Annotated in this window: 20 protein-coding genes; 17 read left to right on the top strand and 3 right to left on the bottom strand. The window is 57.9% G+C overall.

The features are described 5' to 3' along the window. The first annotated feature begins 28 nt into the window (after positions 1-28). Positions 29-1129, top strand: coding sequence for a branched chain amino acid ABC transporter substrate-binding protein LivJ (livJ, locus tag ACTJJA_RS21595; protein WP_072204584.1), 1101 nt, complete (start codon positions 29-31; stop codon positions 1127-1129). 130 nt (positions 1130-1259) lie between these two features. Here the strand turns inward: livJ and panM are convergent, their stop codons facing one another. Continuing rightward, positions 1260-1649 (bottom strand): aspartate 1-decarboxylase autocleavage activator PanM, encoded by a 390-nt coding sequence (panM, locus tag ACTJJA_RS21590; RefSeq protein ID WP_214606136.1) that lies wholly within the window; start codon positions 1647-1649, stop codon positions 1260-1262. 424 nt (positions 1650-2073) lie between these two features. On the opposite strand from panM, the gene livK reads away from it, so the two are divergent. From livK to ugpQ, 10 genes are all read left to right on the top strand, one after another. Continuing rightward, positions 2074-3183, top strand: a complete 1110-nt coding sequence (gene livK / locus ACTJJA_RS21585; RefSeq protein WP_010436489.1) for a high-affinity branched-chain amino acid ABC transporter substrate-binding protein LivK — start codon at positions 2074-2076, stop codon at positions 3181-3183. Between the two features lie 46 nt (positions 3184-3229). After that, complete coding sequence (gene livH / locus ACTJJA_RS21580) at positions 3230-4156, top strand: high-affinity branched-chain amino acid ABC transporter permease LivH (protein WP_010436488.1); 927 nt, start codon at positions 3230-3232, stop codon at positions 4154-4156. After that, the gene (gene livM / locus ACTJJA_RS21575; protein ID WP_431139293.1) at positions 4153-5430 is read left to right on the top strand and encodes a branched chain amino acid ABC transporter permease LivM; all 1278 of its coding nucleotides are present in this window, start codon (positions 4153-4155) and stop codon (positions 5428-5430) included. The genes livH and livM overlap by 4 nt, the downstream gene beginning before the upstream one ends. Next, positions 5427-6194 (top strand): high-affinity branched-chain amino acid ABC transporter ATP-binding protein LivG, encoded by a 768-nt coding sequence (gene livG, locus ACTJJA_RS21570; RefSeq protein ID WP_008500101.1) that lies wholly within the window; start codon positions 5427-5429, stop codon positions 6192-6194. Before livM ends, livG begins: the two co-directional genes overlap by 4 nt. A 1-nt stretch (position 6195) precedes the next feature. Next, entirely contained in the window at positions 6196-6909 is a 714-nt protein-coding gene (gene livF / locus ACTJJA_RS21565) for a high-affinity branched-chain amino acid ABC transporter ATP-binding protein LivF (protein ID WP_006812273.1), read from the top strand. A gap of 244 nt (positions 6910-7153) precedes the next feature. Beyond that, positions 7154-8470: a sn-glycerol-3-phosphate ABC transporter substrate-binding protein UgpB gene (gene ugpB / locus ACTJJA_RS21560; protein ID WP_420984690.1), complete on the top strand. Its 1317-nt coding sequence runs from the start codon at positions 7154-7156 to the stop codon at positions 8468-8470. 102 nt (positions 8471-8572) lie between these two features. Then, entirely contained in the window at positions 8573-9460 is an 888-nt protein-coding gene (gene ugpA / locus ACTJJA_RS21555; protein ID WP_440669178.1) for a sn-glycerol-3-phosphate ABC transporter permease UgpA, read from the top strand. Beyond that, positions 9457-10302, top strand: coding sequence for a sn-glycerol-3-phosphate ABC transporter permease UgpE (gene ugpE / locus ACTJJA_RS21550; protein ID WP_013099125.1), 846 nt, complete (start codon positions 9457-9459; stop codon positions 10300-10302). Before ugpA ends, ugpE begins: the two co-directional genes overlap by 4 nt. Position 10303: 1 nt before the next feature. Further along, the gene (locus ACTJJA_RS21545; protein WP_440669177.1) at positions 10304-11374 is read left to right on the top strand and encodes a sn-glycerol-3-phosphate import ATP-binding protein UgpC; all 1071 of its coding nucleotides are present in this window, start codon (positions 10304-10306) and stop codon (positions 11372-11374) included. Then, positions 11371-12117, top strand: a complete 747-nt coding sequence (gene ugpQ, locus ACTJJA_RS21540; protein WP_440669176.1) for a glycerophosphodiester phosphodiesterase — start codon at positions 11371-11373, stop codon at positions 12115-12117. The genes ACTJJA_RS21545 and ugpQ overlap by 4 nt, the downstream gene beginning before the upstream one ends. Here the strand turns inward: ugpQ and ACTJJA_RS21535 are convergent. After that, on the bottom strand, positions 12101-12478 hold the full coding sequence (locus ACTJJA_RS21535; protein WP_440669175.1) for a DUF2756 family protein: 378 nt from the start codon (positions 12476-12478) through the stop codon (positions 12101-12103). The two genes, ugpQ and ACTJJA_RS21535, sit on opposite strands and share 17 nt — an antisense overlap. A gap of 123 nt (positions 12479-12601) precedes the next feature. On the opposite strand from ACTJJA_RS21535, the gene ggt reads away from it, so the two are divergent. Next, positions 12602-14347 (top strand): gamma-glutamyltransferase, encoded by a 1746-nt coding sequence (gene ggt / locus ACTJJA_RS21530; RefSeq protein ID WP_440669174.1) that lies wholly within the window; start codon positions 12602-12604, stop codon positions 14345-14347. 86 nt (positions 14348-14433) lie between these two features. Here the strand turns inward: ggt and yhhY are convergent, their stop codons facing one another. Continuing rightward, entirely contained in the window at positions 14434-14922 is a 489-nt protein-coding gene (yhhY, locus tag ACTJJA_RS21525) for an N-acetyltransferase (protein WP_420984693.1), read from the bottom strand. Positions 14923-15177: 255 nt separating this feature from the next. On the opposite strand from yhhY, the gene ACTJJA_RS21520 reads away from it, so the two are divergent. From ACTJJA_RS21520 to gntU, 5 genes are all read left to right on the top strand, one after another. Then, positions 15178-16215, top strand: coding sequence for an oxidoreductase (locus tag ACTJJA_RS21520; RefSeq protein WP_440669173.1), 1038 nt, complete (start codon positions 15178-15180; stop codon positions 16213-16215). A 123-nt stretch (positions 16216-16338) separates the two neighbouring features. Continuing rightward, positions 16339-17034, top strand: coding sequence for a pirin family protein (locus tag ACTJJA_RS21515; RefSeq protein WP_010436464.1), 696 nt, complete (start codon positions 16339-16341; stop codon positions 17032-17034). A gap of 91 nt (positions 17035-17125) precedes the next feature. Continuing rightward, positions 17126-18121 carry a gluconate operon transcriptional repressor GntR gene (gene gntR, locus ACTJJA_RS21510; RefSeq protein ID WP_089598541.1) on the top strand — a complete coding sequence of 332 codons (996 nt, stop codon included), beginning with the start codon at positions 17126-17128 and terminating at the stop codon, positions 18119-18121. A 126-nt stretch (positions 18122-18247) separates the two neighbouring features. Then, entirely contained in the window at positions 18248-18775 is a 528-nt protein-coding gene (gntK, locus tag ACTJJA_RS21505) for a gluconokinase (RefSeq protein ID WP_010436461.1), read from the top strand. Between the two features lie 3 nt (positions 18776-18778). Then, on the top strand, positions 18779-20119 hold the full coding sequence (gntU, locus tag ACTJJA_RS21500; RefSeq protein WP_440669172.1) for a gluconate transporter: 1341 nt from the start codon (positions 18779-18781) through the stop codon (positions 20117-20119). The last annotated feature ends 117 nt before the right edge of the window (positions 20120-20236 follow it).

Raw genomic sequence — 20236 nt, 5'->3', positions numbered from 1 at the left:
AATAACCATAATAATGGGGAATCTCAGGATGAACATGAAGGGTAAAGCGTTACTGGCAGGATGTATCGCGTTGGCATTCAGCACCATGGCACAGGCAGATATCAAAGTTGCTGTGGTTGGCGCGATGTCCGGTCCGGTAGCTCAGTACGGCGACCAGGAATTTACGGGCGCAGAACAGGCGGTTGCAGACATTAATGCTAAGGGCGGCATCAAGGGCGAAAAACTGCAGATCGTAAAATATGATGATGCCTGTGACCCGAAACAAGCGGTCGCGGTGGCGAACAAAGTGGTGAACGACGGGATCAAATACGTTATCGGTCACCTGTGCTCCTCTTCTACGCAGCCCGCGTCTGACATCTACGAAGACGAAGGCATTCTGATGATCACCCCGGCTGCAACCGCGCCGGAACTGACCGCGCGCGGCTACAAGCTGACCCTGCGCACCACCGGCCTGGACTCTGACCAGGGCCCAACCGCAGCGAAATACATCGTTGAAAAAGTGAAGCCGAAGCGCATCGCTATCGTTCATGACAAGCAGCAATACGGTGAAGGTCTGGCGCGTTCCGTCCAGGACAACCTGAAGAAAGCCAATGCTGACGTGGTGTTCTTCGACGGTATTACCGCCGGTGAGAAAGACTTCTCCACGCTGGTGGCGCGTCTGAAGAAAGAGAATATTGATTTCGTTTACTACGGTGGCTACCACCCGGAAATGGGCCAGATCCTGCGCCAGGCGCGCGCTGCCGGTCTGAAAACCCAGTTCATGGGGCCGGAAGGCGTGGCGAACGTCTCTCTGTCTAACATCGCGGGTGAATCAGCCGAAGGCCTGCTGGTGACCAAGCCGAAGAACTACGACCAGGTCCCTGCGAACAAGCCAATCGTAGATGCGATCAAGGCGAAGAAACAGGATCCAAGCGGCGCGTTCGTCTGGACCACCTACGCGGCACTGCAGTCGCTGCAGGCGGGCCTGAACCAGTCAGCCGATCCGGCTGAGATTGCCACCTGGCTGAAAGCGAACTCCGTGGAGACCGTCATGGGGCCGCTGTCATGGGATGAGAAGGGCGATCTGAAGGGCTTCGAGTTCGGCGTGTTTGACTGGCATGCTAACGGGACTGCTACTGACGCAAAATAATACTGGTGCGGGTTGATGCCCTCACCCTAACCCTCTCCCACAGGGAGAGGGGATCGCTCGGTGTTCTCCCTCTCCCCGTGGGAGAGGGCCGGGGTGAGGGCATCAGGCCGCACAGATCAGGCCGCACACATCAGCCCTGGCGCTTCTCCCACCCGTTCGCCTGCGCCGTAAACCCTAGCGCCTGCATAAACGCCGCCATCACGCTGCGGTCTTCCACGCCCACGTCGGCCATCCACCAGGAAGTCACGCTCGGGTTTTCACGAATGACTTCTTCAATTAAATACTGTCCGACCCCGCGACGGCGGGTGACGTCGCGCACGCGCAGGGAATCCAGCGCCCCTTCCGTGCCGCTCAGCGTCACGCGAACGGCGGCCAGCAGACGCTCGTTAAAGCGTGCGGCATAGATACGGTGATTTTCGTCGACGGCCAGCGACGAAGGGGAATATTCCGGCCAGATCTTGCCCAGGTCGATATGATCCTGGTCGCTAAAGGTCACCAGACGCACGATAGTCAGTTTCATTAGCTACTTGTCCAAATCAGATTGAGTAGGGCCAGTGTACTCAATTTATTTGCTCGGGTGCTTTCTCTTTTTATTCCCATTTACCAGGTGATTAGTTTTTTGGCAACGCATTGCGCAGTTCGAAAACACATGGATCGAAAATTAAGCAGAATTTTAACCTGACAGGCAGTGATTTATTCGGCGCTTTGTACCGTTATTTTATGCTGTAAACTGCACTTTTATTTGTTTATCTCTGCCTGATTTCAGAATATTATCTTTGCTTAATCGCCTGAAAAATAGAGATATTAGTCTGGTTTTTAATAAAAAACCTCGCTAAACCATTAAGGGCACTGGTAAAAATAGCGTTGTTCATTAAAAGTACAGAATGCTTTTTAACCATAATAAAACAAAATATATACACGACATCACGAATGGGGATTCAGAGATGAAAAGGAACGCGAAAGCAATAATCGCGGGAATGGTCGCACTGGCAATTTCGCAGGCGGCTATGGCGGACGACATAAAAGTTGCTGTGGTCGGCGCGATGTCCGGTCCTGTTGCCCAGTGGGGTGATATGGAGTTCAACGGCGCACGTCAGGCCATTAAAGACATCAACGCCAAAGGCGGCATCAAAGGCGACAAGCTGGTGGGCGTAGAATATGACGACGCCTGCGATCCAAAACAGGCCGTCGCGGTCGCCAACAAAATCGTCAACGACGGTATCCAGTACGTTATCGGCCACCTGTGCTCATCGTCCACGCAGCCCGCGTCTGATATTTACGAAGACGAAGGCATTCTGATGATCACCCCGGGCGCAACTAACCCGGAGCTGACCCAGCGCGGCTACCAGCACATTATGCGTACCGCCGGTCTGGACTCCTCGCAGGGACCCACCGCCGCCAAATACATCCTCGACACCGTTAAGCCAACGCGTATTGCCATCATTCATGACAAACAGCAGTACGGCGAAGGCCTGGCGCGCTCCGTGCAGGACGGCCTGAAAAAAGGCGGCGCGAACATCGTCTTCTTCGACGGCATTACCGCCGGTGAGAAAGACTTCTCCGCGCTGATCGCCCGTCTGCAAAAAGAGAATATCGACTTCGTTTACTACGGCGGCTACTACCCGGAAATGGGCCAGATGCTGCGCCAGGCTCGCGCCACCGGCCTGAAAACCCAGTTTATGGGACCAGAGGGCGTGGGCAACGCCTCCCTGTCAAACATCGCCGGGGATTCTGCCGAAGGCATGCTGGTCACGATGCCAAAACGCTATGACCAGGATCCGGCCAACAAGGCTATCGTAGAGGCGCTCAAGGCGCAGAAGAAGGATCCGAGCGGTCCGTACGTCTGGATCACATACGCGGCCGTACAGTCTCTGGCCACCGCGCTGGAGCGTACCGGCAGCAAAGAGCCGCTGGATCTGGTGAAAGATTTAAAAGCACACGGGGCGAACACCGTGATTGGGCCGCTGAACTGGGATGAGAAAGGCGATCTGAAGGGATTTGAATTTGGTGTCTTTAAGTGGCACGCCGACGGTTCGTCCTCGGCCGCCAAATAACTATCCCACCGCCCGGCTCACCGGGCGGGTATAAAAAGGTTTGCATATGTCCGAGCAGTTTCTCTATTTCCTGCAGCAGATGTTTAACGGCGTTACGCTGGGAAGCACCTACGCGCTGATCGCCATCGGCTACACGATGGTTTACGGCATTATCGGCATGATCAACTTCGCCCACGGCGAGGTGTACATGATCGGTAGCTACGTCTCCTTTATGATCATTGCCGCCCTGATGATGATGGGCATCGACAGCAGCTGGCTGCTGGTCGCCGCCGGGTTTGTCGGCGCGATTGTGATTGCCAGCGCCTACGGCTGGAGCATCGAACGCGTGGCCTACCGGCCCGTGCGCAGTTCAAAACGCCTGATTGCGCTGATCTCCGCCATCGGGATGTCCATCTTCCTGCAAAACTACGTCAGCCTGACCGAAGGCTCGCGTGACGTGGCGCTGCCAAGCCTGTTTAACGGCCAGTGGATTGTGGGGGCCAGCGAGAACTTCTCTGCTTCTATCACCACCATGCAGCTGGTTATCTGGGTTGTAACCTTCCTGGCAATGCTGGCTCTGACTATTTTCATCCGCTACTCCCGCATGGGGCGCGCCTGCCGCGCCTGCGCGGAAGATCTGAAGATGGCGAGCCTGCTCGGCATCAACACCGACCGCGTGATTGCCCTGACCTTCGTGATTGGTGCCGCGATGGCAGCGGTGGCAGGCGTGCTGCTCGGCCAGTTCTATGGCGTGATTAACCCGTACATCGGCTTTATGGCCGGGATGAAAGCCTTCACCGCCGCGGTACTGGGCGGTATCGGCAGTATTCCGGGGGCGATGATCGGCGGCCTGATCCTGGGCGTGGCGGAAGCGCTCTCCTCGGCGTACCTGAGCACAGAATATAAAGACGTGGTGTCGTTTGCCCTGCTGATTCTGGTTCTGCTGGTGATGCCTACCGGTATTCTGGGCCGTCCGGAGGTAGAGAAAGTATGAAACCGATGCATTTTGCAATGGCGCTGCTCTCTGCCGCCATGTTCTTCGTGCTGGCGGGCGTCTTTATGGGCGTCCAGTTAGAGCTGGACGGCACTAAGCTGGTGGTCGACACCGCCGCTGATATTCGCTGGCAGTGGGTGTTTATCGGCACCGCCGTGGTATTCCTGTTCCAGTTGCTGCGCCCGGCCTTCCAGAAGACGCTGAAAAACGTCTCCGGGCCGAAATTCGTGCTGCCCGCTATCGACGGTACTACTGTGAAGCAGAAGCTGTTCCTCGTGGCGCTGCTGGTGGCCGCCGTGGCGTGGCCGTTTGTGGTATCGCGCGGGACCGTGGATATCGCCACCCTGACCATGATCTACGTGATCCTGGGTCTCGGTCTGAACGTGGTAGTGGGGCTCTCCGGCCTGCTGGTGCTGGGCTACGGCGGCTTCTATGCCATCGGTGCCTACACCTTCGCGCTGCTGAACCACTATTACGGCCTCGGCTTCTGGACCTGCCTGCCGCTGGCGGGGCTGGTCTCTGCCGCCGCGGGCTTCCTGCTCGGCTTCCCGGTGCTGCGCCTGCGCGGTGACTACCTGGCGATTGTGACCCTGGGCTTCGGCGAAATCGTCCGTATCCTGCTGCTCAACAATACCGAAGTGACCGGCGGCCCGAACGGCATCAGCCAGATCCCGAAACCGACCTTCTTCGGCCTGGAGTTCAGCCGTACCGCCCGCGAAGGCGGCTGGGATACCTTCAGCAACTTCTTCGGCATCAAGTACGACCCGTCCGACCGCGTGATCTGGCTCTATCTGGTGGCGCTGCTGCTGGTGGTGATTACCCTGTTCGTGATCAACCGTCTGCTGCGCATGCCGCTGGGCCGCGCGTGGGAAGCGCTGCGCGAAGATGAGATCGCCTGCCGTTCCCTGGGCCTGAACCCGACCCGCATCAAGCTGACCGCGTTCACCATCAGCGCCGCGTTTGCCGGTTTCGCCGGAACGCTGTTTGCCGCGCGTCAGGGCTTCGTTAGCCCGGAATCCTTCACCTTTGCCGAATCGGCCTTCGTGCTGGCGATTGTGGTACTCGGCGGGATGGGCTCGCAGTTCGCCGTTATCCTCGCGGCCATCCTGCTGGTGGTCTCGCGCGAGCTGATGCGCGACTTTAACGAATACAGCATGCTGATGCTGGGTGGTTTGATGGTGCTGATGATGATCTGGCGTCCGCAGGGTCTGCTGCCGATGACTCGTCCACAGCTGAAGCTGAAGAACGGGCAAGCGAAAGGAGAGCAGGCATGAGCCAGCCATTATTATCCGTTAACGGTCTGATGATGCGTTTTGGCGGCCTTCTGGCGGTCAACAACGTGAATCTGGATCTGCACAAGAAAGAGATTGTCTCCCTGATTGGCCCGAACGGCGCGGGGAAAACCACGGTCTTCAACTGCCTGACCGGCTTCTACAAGCCGACGGGCGGCACCATCATGCTGCGCGACCAGCACCTGGAAGGGCTGCCGGGCCAGCAGATTGCCCGCATGGGCGTGGTGCGTACCTTCCAGCACGTGCGTCTGTTCCGCGAGATGACGGTGATTGAGAACCTGCTGGTGGCACAGCATCAGCAGCTGAAAACCGGGCTGTTCTCCGGCCTGCTGAAAACCCCGGCCTTCCGCCGCGCGCAGGATGAAGCGCTTGACCGCGCCGCCACCTGGCTTGACCGAATTGGCCTGCTGCAGCACGCCAACCGTCAGGCGAGCAACCTGGCCTATGGCGATCAGCGTCGCCTGGAGATTGTGCGCTGCATGGTGACGCAGCCGGAAATCCTGATGCTCGACGAACCGGCGGCTGGCCTCAACCCGAAAGAGACCAAAGAGCTGGACGAGCTGATTGCCGAGCTGCGCGACCATCACGACACCACCATTCTGCTGATTGAGCACGACATGAAGCTGGTGATGGGCATTTCGGACCGTATCTACGTAGTAAACCAGGGCACACCGCTGGCGAACGGCACGCCGGAAGAGATCCGCAACAACCCGGACGTGATCCGCGCATACCTTGGTGAGGCATAAGATGGAAAAAGCGATGTTAACGTTCGACAAGGTCAACGCGCACTACGGCAAGATCCAGGCGCTGCACGACGTCAGCCTGCACATCAATCAGGGCGAAATCGTTACCCTGATCGGGGCCAACGGCGCGGGTAAAACCACGCTGCTCGGCACCCTGTGCGGCGACCCGCGCGCCACCAGCGGGCGGATTGTGTTCGATGGCAAAGACATTACCGACTGGCAGACCGCCAAAATCATGCGTGAAGCAGTGGCGATTGTCCCGGAAGGGCGTCGCGTGTTTTCCCGCATGACGGTGGAAGAGAACCTGGCGATGGGCGGCTTCTTTGCTCACCGCGATGAATACCAGACCCGCATCAAGTGGGTGTACGAACTCTTCCCACGCCTGTGGGAGCGCCGCATCCAGCGTGCGGGCACCATGTCCGGCGGCGAGCAGCAGATGCTGGCGATTGGCCGCGCGCTGATGAGCCAGCCGCGTCTGCTGCTGCTGGATGAACCGTCGCTCGGTCTTGCGCCGATCATCATTCAGCAGATCTTCGACACCATTGAGCAACTGCGTAAAGAGGGGATGACCATCTTCCTCGTCGAGCAGAACGCCAACCAGGCGCTGAAGCTCGCCGACCGTGGCTACGTGCTGGAGAACGGTCGCGTGGTGCTGGAGGATACCGGCGACGCGCTGCTGGCAAACGAGGCGGTGCGGAGCGCGTACCTCGGAGGCTAAGCCGTCTGTATTGCCCGGTGGCGCTTACGCTTACCGGGCCTACGGTATCGAGTAGGCCGGGTAAGGCGAAGCCGCCACCCGGCTTTTTCACATAAACCCCTTCACACAACCATCATCACCCTGACGCCTGGCTGTCACTTATCTGTAAACAAACAGTTATTTTTCTGTAATTCGAGCATGTCATGTTACCTCGCGAGCATAAAACGCGTGATATCGCGCATCCGGCACAATAAGAGAGATGACAATGACATCGTTACGACACACAGCTTTGGGTCTGGCAATCGGTCTGGCTTTTGCGACGAACGCAATGGCTGTGACCACCATTCCGTTCTGGCATTCCATGGAAGGGGAGTTGGGTAAAGAGGTTGACTCCCTGGCGCAGCGTTTCAACGACACCCACCCGGATTACAAAATTGTGCCGGTGTACAAAGGCAACTACGAGCAGAGCCTGAGCGCGGGCATTGCCGCCTTCCGTACCGGCAATGCGCCAGCCCTGTTACAGGTTTATGAAGTGGGCACCGCCACCATGATGGCCTCTAAAGCCATCAAGCCGGTGTATGAAGTGTTCAAAGAGGCGGGTATCACCTTTGACGAATCACAGTTCGTGCCGACCGTTTCCGGTTACTACACCGATTCCAAAACCGGCCACCTGCTGTCCCAGCCGTTTAACAGCTCCACGCCGGTGCTGTACTACAACAAAGACGCCTTCAGGAAAGCCGGTTTAGACCCGGAGCAGCCGCCAAAAACCTGGCAGGATCTGGCCGAGTACACCGCGAAGCTGAAAGCGGCGGGAATGAAGTGCGGCTATGCCAGCGGCTGGCAGGGCTGGATCCAGATTGAAAACTTCAGCGCCTGGCACGGCCTGCCGGTTGCCACCAAAAACAACGGCTTCGACGGCACCGATGCGGTGCTGGAGTTCAACAAGCCGGAGCAGGTGAAGCACATCGCGCTGCTGGAAGAATTGAACAAGAAGGGCGACTTCAGCTACTTCGGGCGTAAAGACGAATCCACCGAGAAGTTCTACAACGGCGACTGCGCCATTACCACCGCCTCTTCCGGCTCGCTGGCCGATATTCGTCACTACGCCAAATTCAACTACGGCGTGGGCATGATGCCGTACGACGCCGACGTGAAGGGCGCGCCGCAGAATGCCATCATCGGCGGAGCGAGCCTGTGGGTCATGCAGGGTAAAGACAACGGCACCTACAAAGGCGTGGCCGAGTTCCTCGACTTCCTGGCGAAGCCTGAAAATGCTGCCGAGTGGCACCAGAAGACCGGCTACCTGCCGATCACCAAAGCCGCGTATGACCTGACCCGCGAGCAGGGCTTCTACAGCAAGAACCCAGGGGCGGACATTGCGACGCGCCAGATGCTGAACAAGCCGCCGTTGCCGTTCACCAAGGGCCTGCGTCTGGGCAACATGCCGCAGATCCGTACTATCGTGGATGAAGAGCTGGAAAGCGTGTGGACCGGGAAGAAAACGCCACAACAGGCGCTGGATTCAGCGGTAGAGCGCGGGAATCAGCTGCTGCGCCGCTTTGAGCAGTCGACCAAATCGTAAAAAAATGCCCGGTGGCGCTGCGCTTACCGGGCCTACGATGTGCCACATGTAGGCCGGGTAAGGCGTAGCCGCCACCCGGCATTGTTCAGGAACCAAATCTCAATGTCCTCATCCCGTCCGGTGTTCCGTTCCCGCTGGCTGCCGTACCTGCTGGTCGCGCCGCAGCTGGTCATCACCGTTATTTTCTTTATCTGGCCTGCGGGCGAAGCGCTGTGGTACTCGGTACAAAGCGTCGATCCGTTCGGGCTTTCCAGCCAGTTTGTCGGGCTGGACAACTTCACCGCGCTGTTCCATGACAGCTACTACCTGGATTCCATCTGGACGACGATCAAGTTCAGCGCGCTGGTCACCGTGAGCGGCCTTATTGCTTCGCTGTTCTTCGCCGCGCTGGTGGACTATGTGGTGCGCGGCAGCCGTATTTATCAAACGTTGATGCTGCTGCCTTACGCCGTGGCTCCCGCCGTCGCCGCCGTATTGTGGATCTTCCTGTTTAACCCGGGGCGCGGGCTGATTACCCACTTCCTGGCCGAACTGGGCTACGACTGGAACCACGCCCAGAACAGCGGCCAGGCGATGTTCCTGGTGGTGTTTGCCTCGGTGTGGAAGCAGATCAGCTACAACTTCCTGTTCTTCTTTGCCGCGCTGCAGTCCATCCCGCGCTCGCTGGTGGAAGCGGCGGCGATTGACGGTGCAGGCCCGGTTCGCCGCTTCTTCAGGCTGTCGCTGCCGCTGATCGCCCCGGTGAGTTTCTTCCTGCTGGTGGTTAACCTCGTGTACGCCTTCTTCGACACCTTCCCGGTGATCGACGCGGCGACCGCAGGCGGACCGGTGCAGGCGACAACGACGCTTATCTATAAGATCTACCGCGAAGGCTTCGCCGGTCTGGATCTCTCCGCCTCTGCCGCGCAGTCCGTCGTGCTGATGTTCCTCGTCATCATCCTCACGGTGGTGCAGTTCCGCTATGTCGAAAGTAAGGTGCGCTACCAATGATTGAGAACCGTCGCGGGCTGACGATTTTCAGCCATACCATGCTGATTTTAGGGATTATCGTCATCCTTTTCCCGCTGTACGTGGCGTTTGTCGCCGCCACGCTGGACACCAAAGCGGTGTTCGACACGCCGATGACGCTGATCCCAGGCACACATCTTTTCGAGAACATGAAGACCATCTGGACACAGGGCGTGGGCGCCAACAGCGCGCCGTTCTGGCTGATGATGCTCAACAGCTTCATCATGGCGTTCGGCATTACCGTCGGCAAAATCACGGTGTCGATGCTCTCGGCCTTCGCCATCGTCTGGTTCCGCTTTCCGCTGCGCAACCTGTTCTTCTGGATGATCTTCATTACCCTGATGCTGCCGGTGGAAGTACGTATCTTCCCGACGGTGGAGGTGATCGCCAACCTGAAGATGCTCGACAGCTACGCGGGCTTGACCCTGCCGCTGATGGCCTCGGCGACCGCGACCTTCCTGTTCCGACAGTTCTTTATGACCCTGCCGGACGAGCTGATTGAAGCGGCACGCATCGACGGCGCCTCGCCGATGCGCTTCTTTCGCGACATCGTGCTGCCGCTGTCGAAAACCAACCTCGCGGCACTGTTTGTGATCACCTTTATCTACGGCTGGAACCAGTACCTGTGGCCGCTGCTGATTATTCAGGACGTCAACCTCGGCACCGCCGTGGCGGGCATCAAAGGCATGATTGCCACCGGTGAAGGCACCACCCTCTGGAACCAGGTGATGGCGGCGATGCTGCTCACCCTTATCCCACCCGTAGTCATTGTTTTAGCCATGCAGCGTGCGTTTGTCCGTGGCCTGGTCGATAGCGAGAAATAAGATGGCAGGTTTAAAACTTCAGGCAGTAACCAAAAGCTGGGACGGCAAAACCCAGGTTATTCAACCGCTGACGCTCGACGTGGCGGACGGGGAATTTATCGTGATGGTCGGTCCGTCCGGCTGCGGCAAATCCACCCTACTGCGCATGGTGGCCGGGCTTGAGCGCGTGACGTCCGGGGATATCTGGATTGACCGCCAGCGCGTCACCGAGATGGAACCAAAAGACAGAGGCATCGCGATGGTGTTCCAGAACTATGCGCTTTATCCGCACATGAGCGTGGAAGAGAATATGGCCTGGGGGCTGAAAATTCGCGGCATGGGCAAAGGCCATATCGACGAGCGCGTGAAAGAGGCGGCGCGCATTCTTGAGCTGGACGGCCTGCTGAAGCGCCGCCCGCGCGAGCTCTCCGGCGGCCAGCGCCAGCGCGTGGCGATGGGGCGCGCCATCGTGCGCGATCCGGCGGTATTCCTGTTCGACGAGCCGCTCTCTAACCTCGACGCCAAGCTGCGCGTGCAGATGCGTCTTGAGCTGCAGCAGCTGCACCGTCGTCTGAAAACCACCTCCCTGTACGTGACCCACGATCAGGTCGAAGCCATGACCCTCGCCCAGCGCGTGATGGTGATGAACAAAGGCATCGCCGAGCAGATTGGCACCCCGGTGGAGGTGTATGAGAAACCGGCCACCCGCTTTGTGGCGAGCTTTATCGGCAGCCCGGCAATGAACCTGCTGGAAGGACGGATCAGCAGCGCGGGCACCCACTTTGAACTGGAAAGCGGGATGCCATTGCCCATCAACTGGTACTATCGTGGCTACGCCGGGCGTAAGATGACGCTCGGTATCCGCCCGGAGCATATTGGTTTAACCTCTCAGGCGGACGGCGGCGTGCCGCTGGTGATGGACACGCTGGAAATGTTGGGTGCAGATAACCTGGCGCACGGACGCTGGGGTGAGCAAAAAATAGTGGTGCGCCTGGCACATCAGGAGCGCCCGAAAGCAGGCAGTACGCTGTGGCTGCACCTGCCGGAAAATCACCTGCACTTCTTTGACGGTGAAACAGGACAACGAGTATGAGCAACTGGCCTTATCCCCACATCGTCGCCCACCGGGGCGGCGGTAAGCTGGCGCCGGAAAATACCCTGGCGGCGATTGACGTTGGCGCGCGCTACGGCCACACGATGATCGAGTTCGACGCCAAGCTGTCGAAAGACGGCGAAATTTTCCTGCTGCATGACGATAACCTCGAACGCACCAGCAACGGCTGGGGCGTGGCGGGGGAACTGCCGTGGCGCGATCTGCTGAAGGTAGATGCCGGAAGCTGGTACAGCGGCGAATTCAAAGGCGAACCGCTGCCGCTGCTGGCGGAAGTGGCGGATCGCTGTCGCCAGCACGGCATGATGGCCAATATCGAAATCAAACCGACCACCGGCACCGGGCCGCTGACGGGCAAAGTCATCGCGCTGGCCGCGCGTGAGCTGTGGGAAGGGATGACGGCACCGCTGCTGTCGTCGTTTGAGATCGACGCGCTGGAAGCGGCACAGGCGGCCGTGCCGGCGCTGCCGCGTGGGCTGCTGCTGGACGAGTGGCGCGAGGACTGGCACGAGCTGACGACACGCTTAGCGTGCGTTTCAATTCATCTCAATCACAAGCTGCTGGATGAGGCGCGGGTGAAGATGTTGAAAGCGGCGGGTCTGCATATTCTGGTGTATACCGTTAACAAACCCCAGCGTGCAGCCGAACTGCTGCGCTGGGGCGTGGACAGCATTTGTACCGATGCGATTGACCGCATCGGCCCGAACTTTAGTTCTGCAGATTAAGCATACTGCCGTTCGACTGCGGCGGCAGCATATGCTGCTGGCCGCTGTTCAGGGTTGAACCCCCGCCTAACATCCCGCCGTTTTTATTCGGCAGCGGCTGCTCGCGCACCTGACCCTGCTGGATGCGCTGGGTGTTGGCGTTCATCTGGTTTTGCAGGCTCTGCTGCTGCATCTGGGTTTGCGTTTTCAACTGTTGATTAAGCATCCCTTTCTGCTGCTGTTGCTGGCTCATCATCTCCGTTTGCATCCGCTGCTGGCTGGGAATGACGTAACCCTGCTGGTTAGGGTTGTTCATCGTATTGAGTGGCTGTGCGAGCGCGGCAAAGGGAAGCAGTGCCGTAAGAATCATCAAGCGTTTCATTGTCATCTCCTCCTTTTGAGGTTTCTCTTAAGTTTACCCCGATTTCACCATGACGATGATTTTTTAGGAGTTGTGAACCAGGCTTAAGCGGGGAGTATGGACCCCATCACCTGGAGAACAATAATGATGAAACCAACGTTTTTGCGCTGGGTAGCGATCGCCGCGCTGATTGCAGGCGGCACATTTAGCGTGGCGGCCAACCCGCCCGCGGCGCCTCCCGTCTCCTACGGCGTGGAGGAAGACGTTTTCCATCCCGTGCGGGCGACGCATGGCATGGTGGCCTCGGTTGACGCGCTGGCAACCCAGGTGGGCGTCGATATTCTCAAGCAGGGCGGTAACGCGGTGGATGCGGCGGTTGCGGTCGGGTACGCGCTGGCGGTCACGCATCCGCAGGCGGGTAACCTTGGCGGCGGCGGGTTTATGATGCTGCGTACCAAAGACGGGAAAACCACCGCCATCGACTTCCGTGAGATGGCACCGAATCAGGCCTCCCGCGATATGTTCCTTGACGAGCAGGGCAACCCGGACAGCAAGAAATCCCTGACCTCGCACCTCGCCTCCGGCACGCCGGGCACCGTTGCGGGCTTCTCGCTGGCGCTGGAAAAATACGGCACGCTGCCGCTGAACAAAGTGGTGCAGCCTGCCATCAAGCTGGCGCGCGACGGTTTTGTGGTCAATGACGCGCTCGCGGACGATCTCAAAACCTACGGCAGTGAAGTCATTCCGAATCACGAAAACAGTAAGGCCATCTTCTGGAAAGACGGCGAGCCGCTGAAGAAGGGCGATAAGCTGGTGCAGAAGAACCTGGCGACCAGCCTGGAGCGGATTGCGGAACACGGCCCGGATGCCTTCTATAAAGGCGCGATTGCTGACCAGATTGCCGATGAAATGCAAAAGAACGGTGGGCTAATCACGAAAGCGGATCTGGCGGAGTACAAAGCGGTGGAGCGTGAGCCGATTAGCGGCACCTATCGCGGCTACGAGGTCTTCTCCATGCCGCCGCCGTCGTCCGGCGGGATCCACATCGTGCAGATCCTCAACATTCTTGAAAACTTCGATATGCACAAGTTCGGCTTCGGCAGCGCGGACGCCATGCAGGTGATGGCGGAAGCGGAAAAACGCGCCTACGCCGACCGCTCGGAGTACCTCGGCGACCCGGACTTCGTGAAGGTGCCGTGGCAGGCGCTGACCAACAAAGCCTATGCCAAATCCCTGGCCGACCAGATCGACATCAACAAGGCGAAGCCGTCGAGCGAGATCCGCCCCGGCAAGCTGGCGCCTTATGAAAGCAACCAGACCACCCACTTCTCAGTGGTGGATAAAGACGGCAACGCGGTGGCGGTGACCTATACGCTGAATACCACCTTTGGTACCGGGATTGTGGCGGGCAACAGCGGCATTCTGCTGAACAACGAGATGGATGACTTTTCCGCCAAGCCGGGCGTGCCGAACGTCTACGGGCTGGTGGGCGGTGACGCCAACGCCGTCGGGCCGAAGAAGCGCCCGCTGTCGTCCATGTCGCCCACCATCGTGGTGAAAGACGGAAAAACCTGGCTGGTAACCGGCAGCCCGGGCGGGAGTCGAATTATTACCACCGTGCTGCAGATGGTGGTGAACAGCATCGACTTTGGGATGAACGTCGCTGAAGCGACCAACGCCCCGCGTTTCCACCACCAGTGGCTGCCGGACGAACTGCGCGTCGAGAAGGGCTTTAGCCCGGACACCATTAAGCTGCTTGAACAGCGCGGGCAAAAAGTGGCGGTGAAAGAGGCGATGGGCAGCACCCAGAGCATTATGGTGGGGCCGGACGGTGCGCTGTTTGGGGCATCGGATCCGCGTTCGGTGGATGATTTGACGGCGGGGTATTGATATATTGCCCGGTGGCGCTGCGCTTACCGGGCCTACAACTGCACGAACGTAGGCCGGGTAAGGCGAAGCCGCCACCCGGCAAATAACTACTTCATTCTCGCCATATAATACGCGTCCACATACTCGCCGTTGCGCAGGGCAAATTTCCTGCCGGTGCCTTCGATTTCAAACCCAAAATTTTTATAGAGTGCAACTGCCGCTGGGTTATCGGCAAAGACCGTCAGTTCGATGCGTTCAATGCGTAACCAGTTGTCGCAAAGGTTAATCATTTCGCTCATGAGCCTGCGGCCTACGCCGCGACCCTGCATATCCGCAGCCACGCTTATGCCGAATGTGGCAACGTGGCTTCGACGCGGGTTTTCCATCACGTCCAGCGCCATATGCCCGATGACGCGCTGTTCCAGACAGGCAACAAGATGGCGTCGGCCTGGTTTTGTCGCAACGCGTTCGTGCCACATTTCCATTGAGGGATGAGGGAGCTGTAGCGTGTCGTGATACACATCAGGATGCGACATGATGTCACGCAAAGCTTCTGCATCACTGGATTCGATGTGGCGTATCACTATCTCACTCATTCCTTATTCCTCAGTCAGTTAAATCTCCCTTCCAACATCAATGACTTTAAAATTTGAGTCAACCGCTATTTTTTGCAAAAAGAAGTGGACAAGTGCGAATGAGAATGATTATTATTGCTCTGCATTCAGGAAGACCGCTACGGGAACCTGAAAGCACGACATTGCTCACATTGCTTCCAGTATTACTTTAGCCAGCGTTTCGCTGGCTTTTTTTTTGTTATGGTTAGACTCAGTAACCTTAAAAAGGACTGAGCCATGACACTACATTGCGCATTTATTGGATTTGGCAAAAGCACCACCCGCTATCACCTACCCTATGTTCTCAACCGTAAAGACAGCTGGCACGTCGCCCATATCTACCGACGCAGTGCGAAGCCGGAAGAGCAGTCTCCGCAGTATTCCCACATTCATTTCACCGGCGATCTGAACGAGGTGCTTCACGATCCGCAGGTGAATCTGATCATTGTCTGCACCCACGCCGACAGCCACTTCGACTACGCGAAGCGCGCGCTGGAAGCGGGCAAAAACGTGCTGGTGGAAAAGCCATTCACCCCGACCATCGCCGAAGCGAAGGAATTGTTTGCGCTGGCGAAGAGCAAAGGGCTGACCGTTACGCCGTATCAGAACCGCCGTTTTGACAGCTGCTTCCTGACGGCGAAAAAGGCGATTGAGAGCGGCAAGCTCGGCGACATTGTGGAAATTGAAAGCCACTTCGACTACTACCGTCCGGTCGCGGAAACCCAGCCCGGCCTGCCGCAGGACGGCTCGTTCTATGGTCTGGGCGTGCACACCATGGACCAGATCATCTCCCTGTTTGGTCGACCGGACCACGTGGCGTACGACATCCGCAGCCTGCGCAACAAAGCCAACCCGGACGACACCTTCGAAGCGCAGCTGTTCTACGGCGACCTGAAGGCCATCGTCAAAACCAGCCATCTGGTGAAAATCGACTATCCCAAGTTTATCGTTCACGGCACCCGCGGCTCGTTTATCAAGTACGGCATCGACCAGCAGGAGACCAGCCTGAAGGCTAACATCATGCCGGGCGAACCGGGCTTTGCGGCGGATGATTCCGTAGGCGTGCTGGAGTATGTGAAGGCAGATGGCACAACAGTAAAAGAAGAACTCAAGCCGGAACCAGGCGACTATGGCCGCGTCTACGATGCGCTGTATGAAACCCTTACCACGGGTACGCCGAATTACGTCAAGGAATCTGACGTTCTGACCAACCTGGAAATCCTCGAACGGGCCTTTGAGCAGGCTTCTCCTGCCACGGTAACCCTCGCGAAATAAGCAAAAACGGCTCCTCTGCGCTTGTTCATAATTTTTGAACAGAGGAGTCAATTTTCACCCTCTATGATCCCAGGCGGTTTGCGTCCACACTTACTCCATCGAAACGAACTGAGGGTGAAAACAATGATCTACTTACGCAAAGCAAACGAACGTGGTCACGCGAATCATGGCTGGCTGGACTCATGGCATTCATTCTCGTTTGCCGACTACTACGACCCGAATTTCATGGGCTTCTCCGCACTGCGCGTGATTAACGACGACGTGATTGATGCAGGCCAGGGCTTCGGCACCCACCCGCACAAAGACATGGAAATCCTGACCTATGTGCTCGAAGGTGCCGTGGCGCACAAAGACAGCATGGGTAACGAAGAGCAGGTTCCGGCGGGTGAGTTCCAGATTATGAGTGCGGGCACCGGGGTGCGTCACTCTGAGTACAACCCGAGCAAAACGGAAAAACTGCACCTGTATCAAATCTGGATCATTCCAGAAGAGACCGGCATCGCGCCGCGCTACGAGCAGCGCCGCTTCGACGCCAAACAGGGCAAACAGCTGGTGCTGTCCCCGGATGCGCGTGAAGGTTCCCTGAAAGTGCATCAGGATATGGAGCTGTACCGCTGGGCGCTGGCAAAAGACGAACAGTCCGTGCATCAGATTGCCGCCAACCGCCGCGTCTGGATCCAGGTGGTGAAAGGTGACGTGTCCATCAACGGCACCAAAGCCACAACCGCCGATGGTCTTGCCATCTGGGATGAGCAGGCGCTCTCCGTGCATGCCGACAGCGAAAGCGAAATCCTGCTGTTTGACCTGCCGCCGGTATAAATAATTACTCAACCTTCCCTTTAAACGGGGAAGGTTGAGCTTTGTCCGTGATAAACTGAGAAAATCTCTCACTTCAAGATTTCTCAGGACGATGAAAAAGAAACGCCCCGTACTTCAGGATGTCGCCGATCGCGTCGGTGTGACCAAAATGACGGTCAGCCGTTTTTTACGTAACCCGGAGCAGGTTTCCGTGGCGTTACGTGGCAAGATTGCCGCTGCCCTTGATGAACTGGGTTATATCCCCAACCGCGCACCCGATATTCTCTCCAATGCGACCAGCCGTGCGGTGGGCGTCCTGCTTCCTTCCTTGACCAACCAGGTTTTCGCAGAAGTATTGCGTGGAATCGAAAGCGTGACCGATGCCTTTGGCTATCAGACCATGCTCGCGCACTACGGGTACAAGCCGGAACTGGAAGAGGAACGTCTTGAATCGATGCTTTCCTGGAACATCGACGGCCTGATTTTAACGGAACGTACCCACACTGCCCGTACGCTCAAAATGATCGAAGTGGCCGGTATCCCGGTGGTGGAGCTGATGGACAGCCAGTCGCCGTGCCTCGATATCGCCGTTGGGTTCGATAACTTTGAAGCGGCGCGTCAGATGACGGCGGCGATCATCGCGCGCGGTCATCGCCACATTGCCTATCTGGGGGCGCGCCTTGATGAACGTACTATCATCAAACAGAAGGGATACGAGCAGGCGATGCTCGACGCCGGTTTAACCCCGTACAGCGTGATGGTGGAGCAATCCTCGTCCTACACCTCGGGTATTGAGCTGATGCGTCAGGCGCGACGCGAGTATCCGCAACTGGACGGTATTTTCTGTACCAACGATGACCTTGCGGTCGGCGCGGCGTTTGAGTGCCAGCGTCTGGGGCTGAAGATCCCCGACGATATGGCGATTGCCGGTTTCCACGGCCACGACATCGGCCAGGTGATGGAGCCGCGTCTGGCGAGCGTCCTGACCCCGCGTGAACGTATGGGCCGCATTGGTGCAGAACGCCTGCTGGCGCGCATTCGTGGTGAGGCAGTTACCCCTAAAATGTTAGATTTAGGTTTCACCTTGTCACCGGGTGGATCTATTTAATCCGACAAATTTGAAGTAGCTCACACTTATTCACTTCGCGCACGTTTGGATATTGCTTCTCTTTTGCCCCGGCAGGACAATGTTACCGATAACTGTTACCCGTAACAATTGACTGAGGGACACCCTTTGAGCACGACTAATCACGATCACCACGTTTACGTCCTGATGGGCGTGTCCGGTAGCGGTAAATCTGCCGTGGCGAGCGAAGTGGCGCATCAACTTCAGGCTGCGTTTCTTGATGGCGACTTCCTCCATCCGCGCAGCAATATCATGAAAATGGCCTCCGGCGAGCCGCTGAACGACGACGACCGCAAACCGTGGCTGCAGGCGCTGAACGATGCCGCCTTTGCGATGCAGCGTACTAACAAAGTCTCCCTGATCGTCTGCTCCGCGCTGAAAAAAACCTACCGCGACCTGCTGCGCGACGGCAACCCGAACCTCTCCTTCATCTATCTGAAGGGCGATTTCGAGGTGATTGAAAGCCGTCTGAAGGCGCGTAAAGGTCACTTCTTCAAAACCCAGATGCTGGTCACGCAGTTCGAAGCGCTGCAGGAGCCGGGTGCGGATGAGCAGGACGTCTTAGTGGTTGATATCGATCAGTCACTGGAAGGTGTTGTCGCCAGCACCATCGAGGTCATTAATAAAAGGCAGTAAGTTTTGAGTACATTAACGCTTGTTTTGACAGCAGTGGGTTCCGTATTACTGCTGCTGTTTCTGGTGATGAAGGCGCGTATGCATGCCTTCGTTGCTTTGATGGTGGTTTCTATTGGTGCAGGTCTCTTTTCCGGTATGCCGCTCGACAAGATCGCCGCGACGATGGAAAAAGGGATGGGTGGCACGCTGGGCTTCCTGGCGATTGTAGTCGCGCTCGGCGCGATGTTTGGCAAGATTTTGCACGAGACGGGCGCGGTCGATCAGATTGCCGTCAAGATGCTGAAATCTTTCGGCCACAGCCGCGCGCACTACGCGATTGGTCTGGCTGGCCTGATTTGCGCGCTGCCGCTGTTCTTCGAAGTGGCGGTAGTGCTGCTGATTAGCGTCGCGTTCTCGATGGCGCGCCATACCGGTACGAACCTCGTGAAGCTGGTCATTCCGCTGTTTGCGGGCGTGGCGGCGGCCGCGGCGTTTCTGCTGCCGGGGCCTGCGCCGATGCTGCTGGCCTCCCAGATGCACGCTGACTTTGGCTGGATGATCCTCATTGGCCTCTGCGCCGCGATCCCGGGGATGGTTATCGCCGGTCCGCTGTGGGGCAACTTTATTAGCCGCTACGTTGAGCTGCACATTCCTGATGACATCACCGAGCCGCACCTGGGCGAGGGCAAAATGCCTTCCTTCGGCTTCAGCCTGTCGCTGATCCTGCTCCCGCTGGTGCTGGTGGGTCTGAAAACCATCGCCGCGCGCTTTGTGCCGGTCGGTTCCAGCGCTTACGAGTGGTTTGAGTTCATCGGCCACCCGTTCACGGCGATTCTGGTGGCCTGTCTGGTGGCGATTTACGGCCTGGCAATGCGTCAGGGGATGCCGAAAGACCGCGTGATGGAGATTTGCGGTGCCGCGCTGCAGCCTGCGGGTATCATCCTGCTGGTGATCGGTGCCGGTGGCGTGTTCAAGCAGGTGCTGGTGGATTCCGGCGTGGGTCCGGCTCTGGGTGAAGCGCTGACCGGGATGGGTCTGCCGATTGCGGTCACCTGCTTCGTGCTGGCGGCGGCGGTGCGTATCATCCAGGGTTCCGCAACCGTGGCGTGCTTAACTGCGGTGGGCCTGGTGATGCCGGTGATTGAACAGCTGAACTACTCCGGTGCGCAGATGGCGGCGCTGTCTATCTGTATCGCGGGCGGTTCGATTGTGGTATCCCACGTGAACGACGCAGGCTTCTGGCTGTTCGGTAAATTTACCGGCGCGACCGAAGCGCAAACCCTGAAAACCTGGACGCTGATGGAAACCATCCTCGGCACGACGGGTGCGATTGTCGGGATGATTGCGTTTACGTTGTTGAGCTAATGGGTTTTCTCCCTCTCCCTGTGGGAGAGGGAGAAAACCGGAGTGACTTGTAGGTCGGGTAAGGTGAAGCCGCCACCCGACAAACATACGGCCTCTGCGGCCTGTTGCCCTCACCCC

It is taken from the genome of Enterobacter sp. 22452, assembly GCF_052045065.1.
Classification (GTDB): Bacteria; Pseudomonadota; Gammaproteobacteria; order Enterobacterales; family Enterobacteriaceae; genus Enterobacter; species Enterobacter mori.
This window is presented reverse-complemented; position numbering and strand designations above follow the sequence as displayed.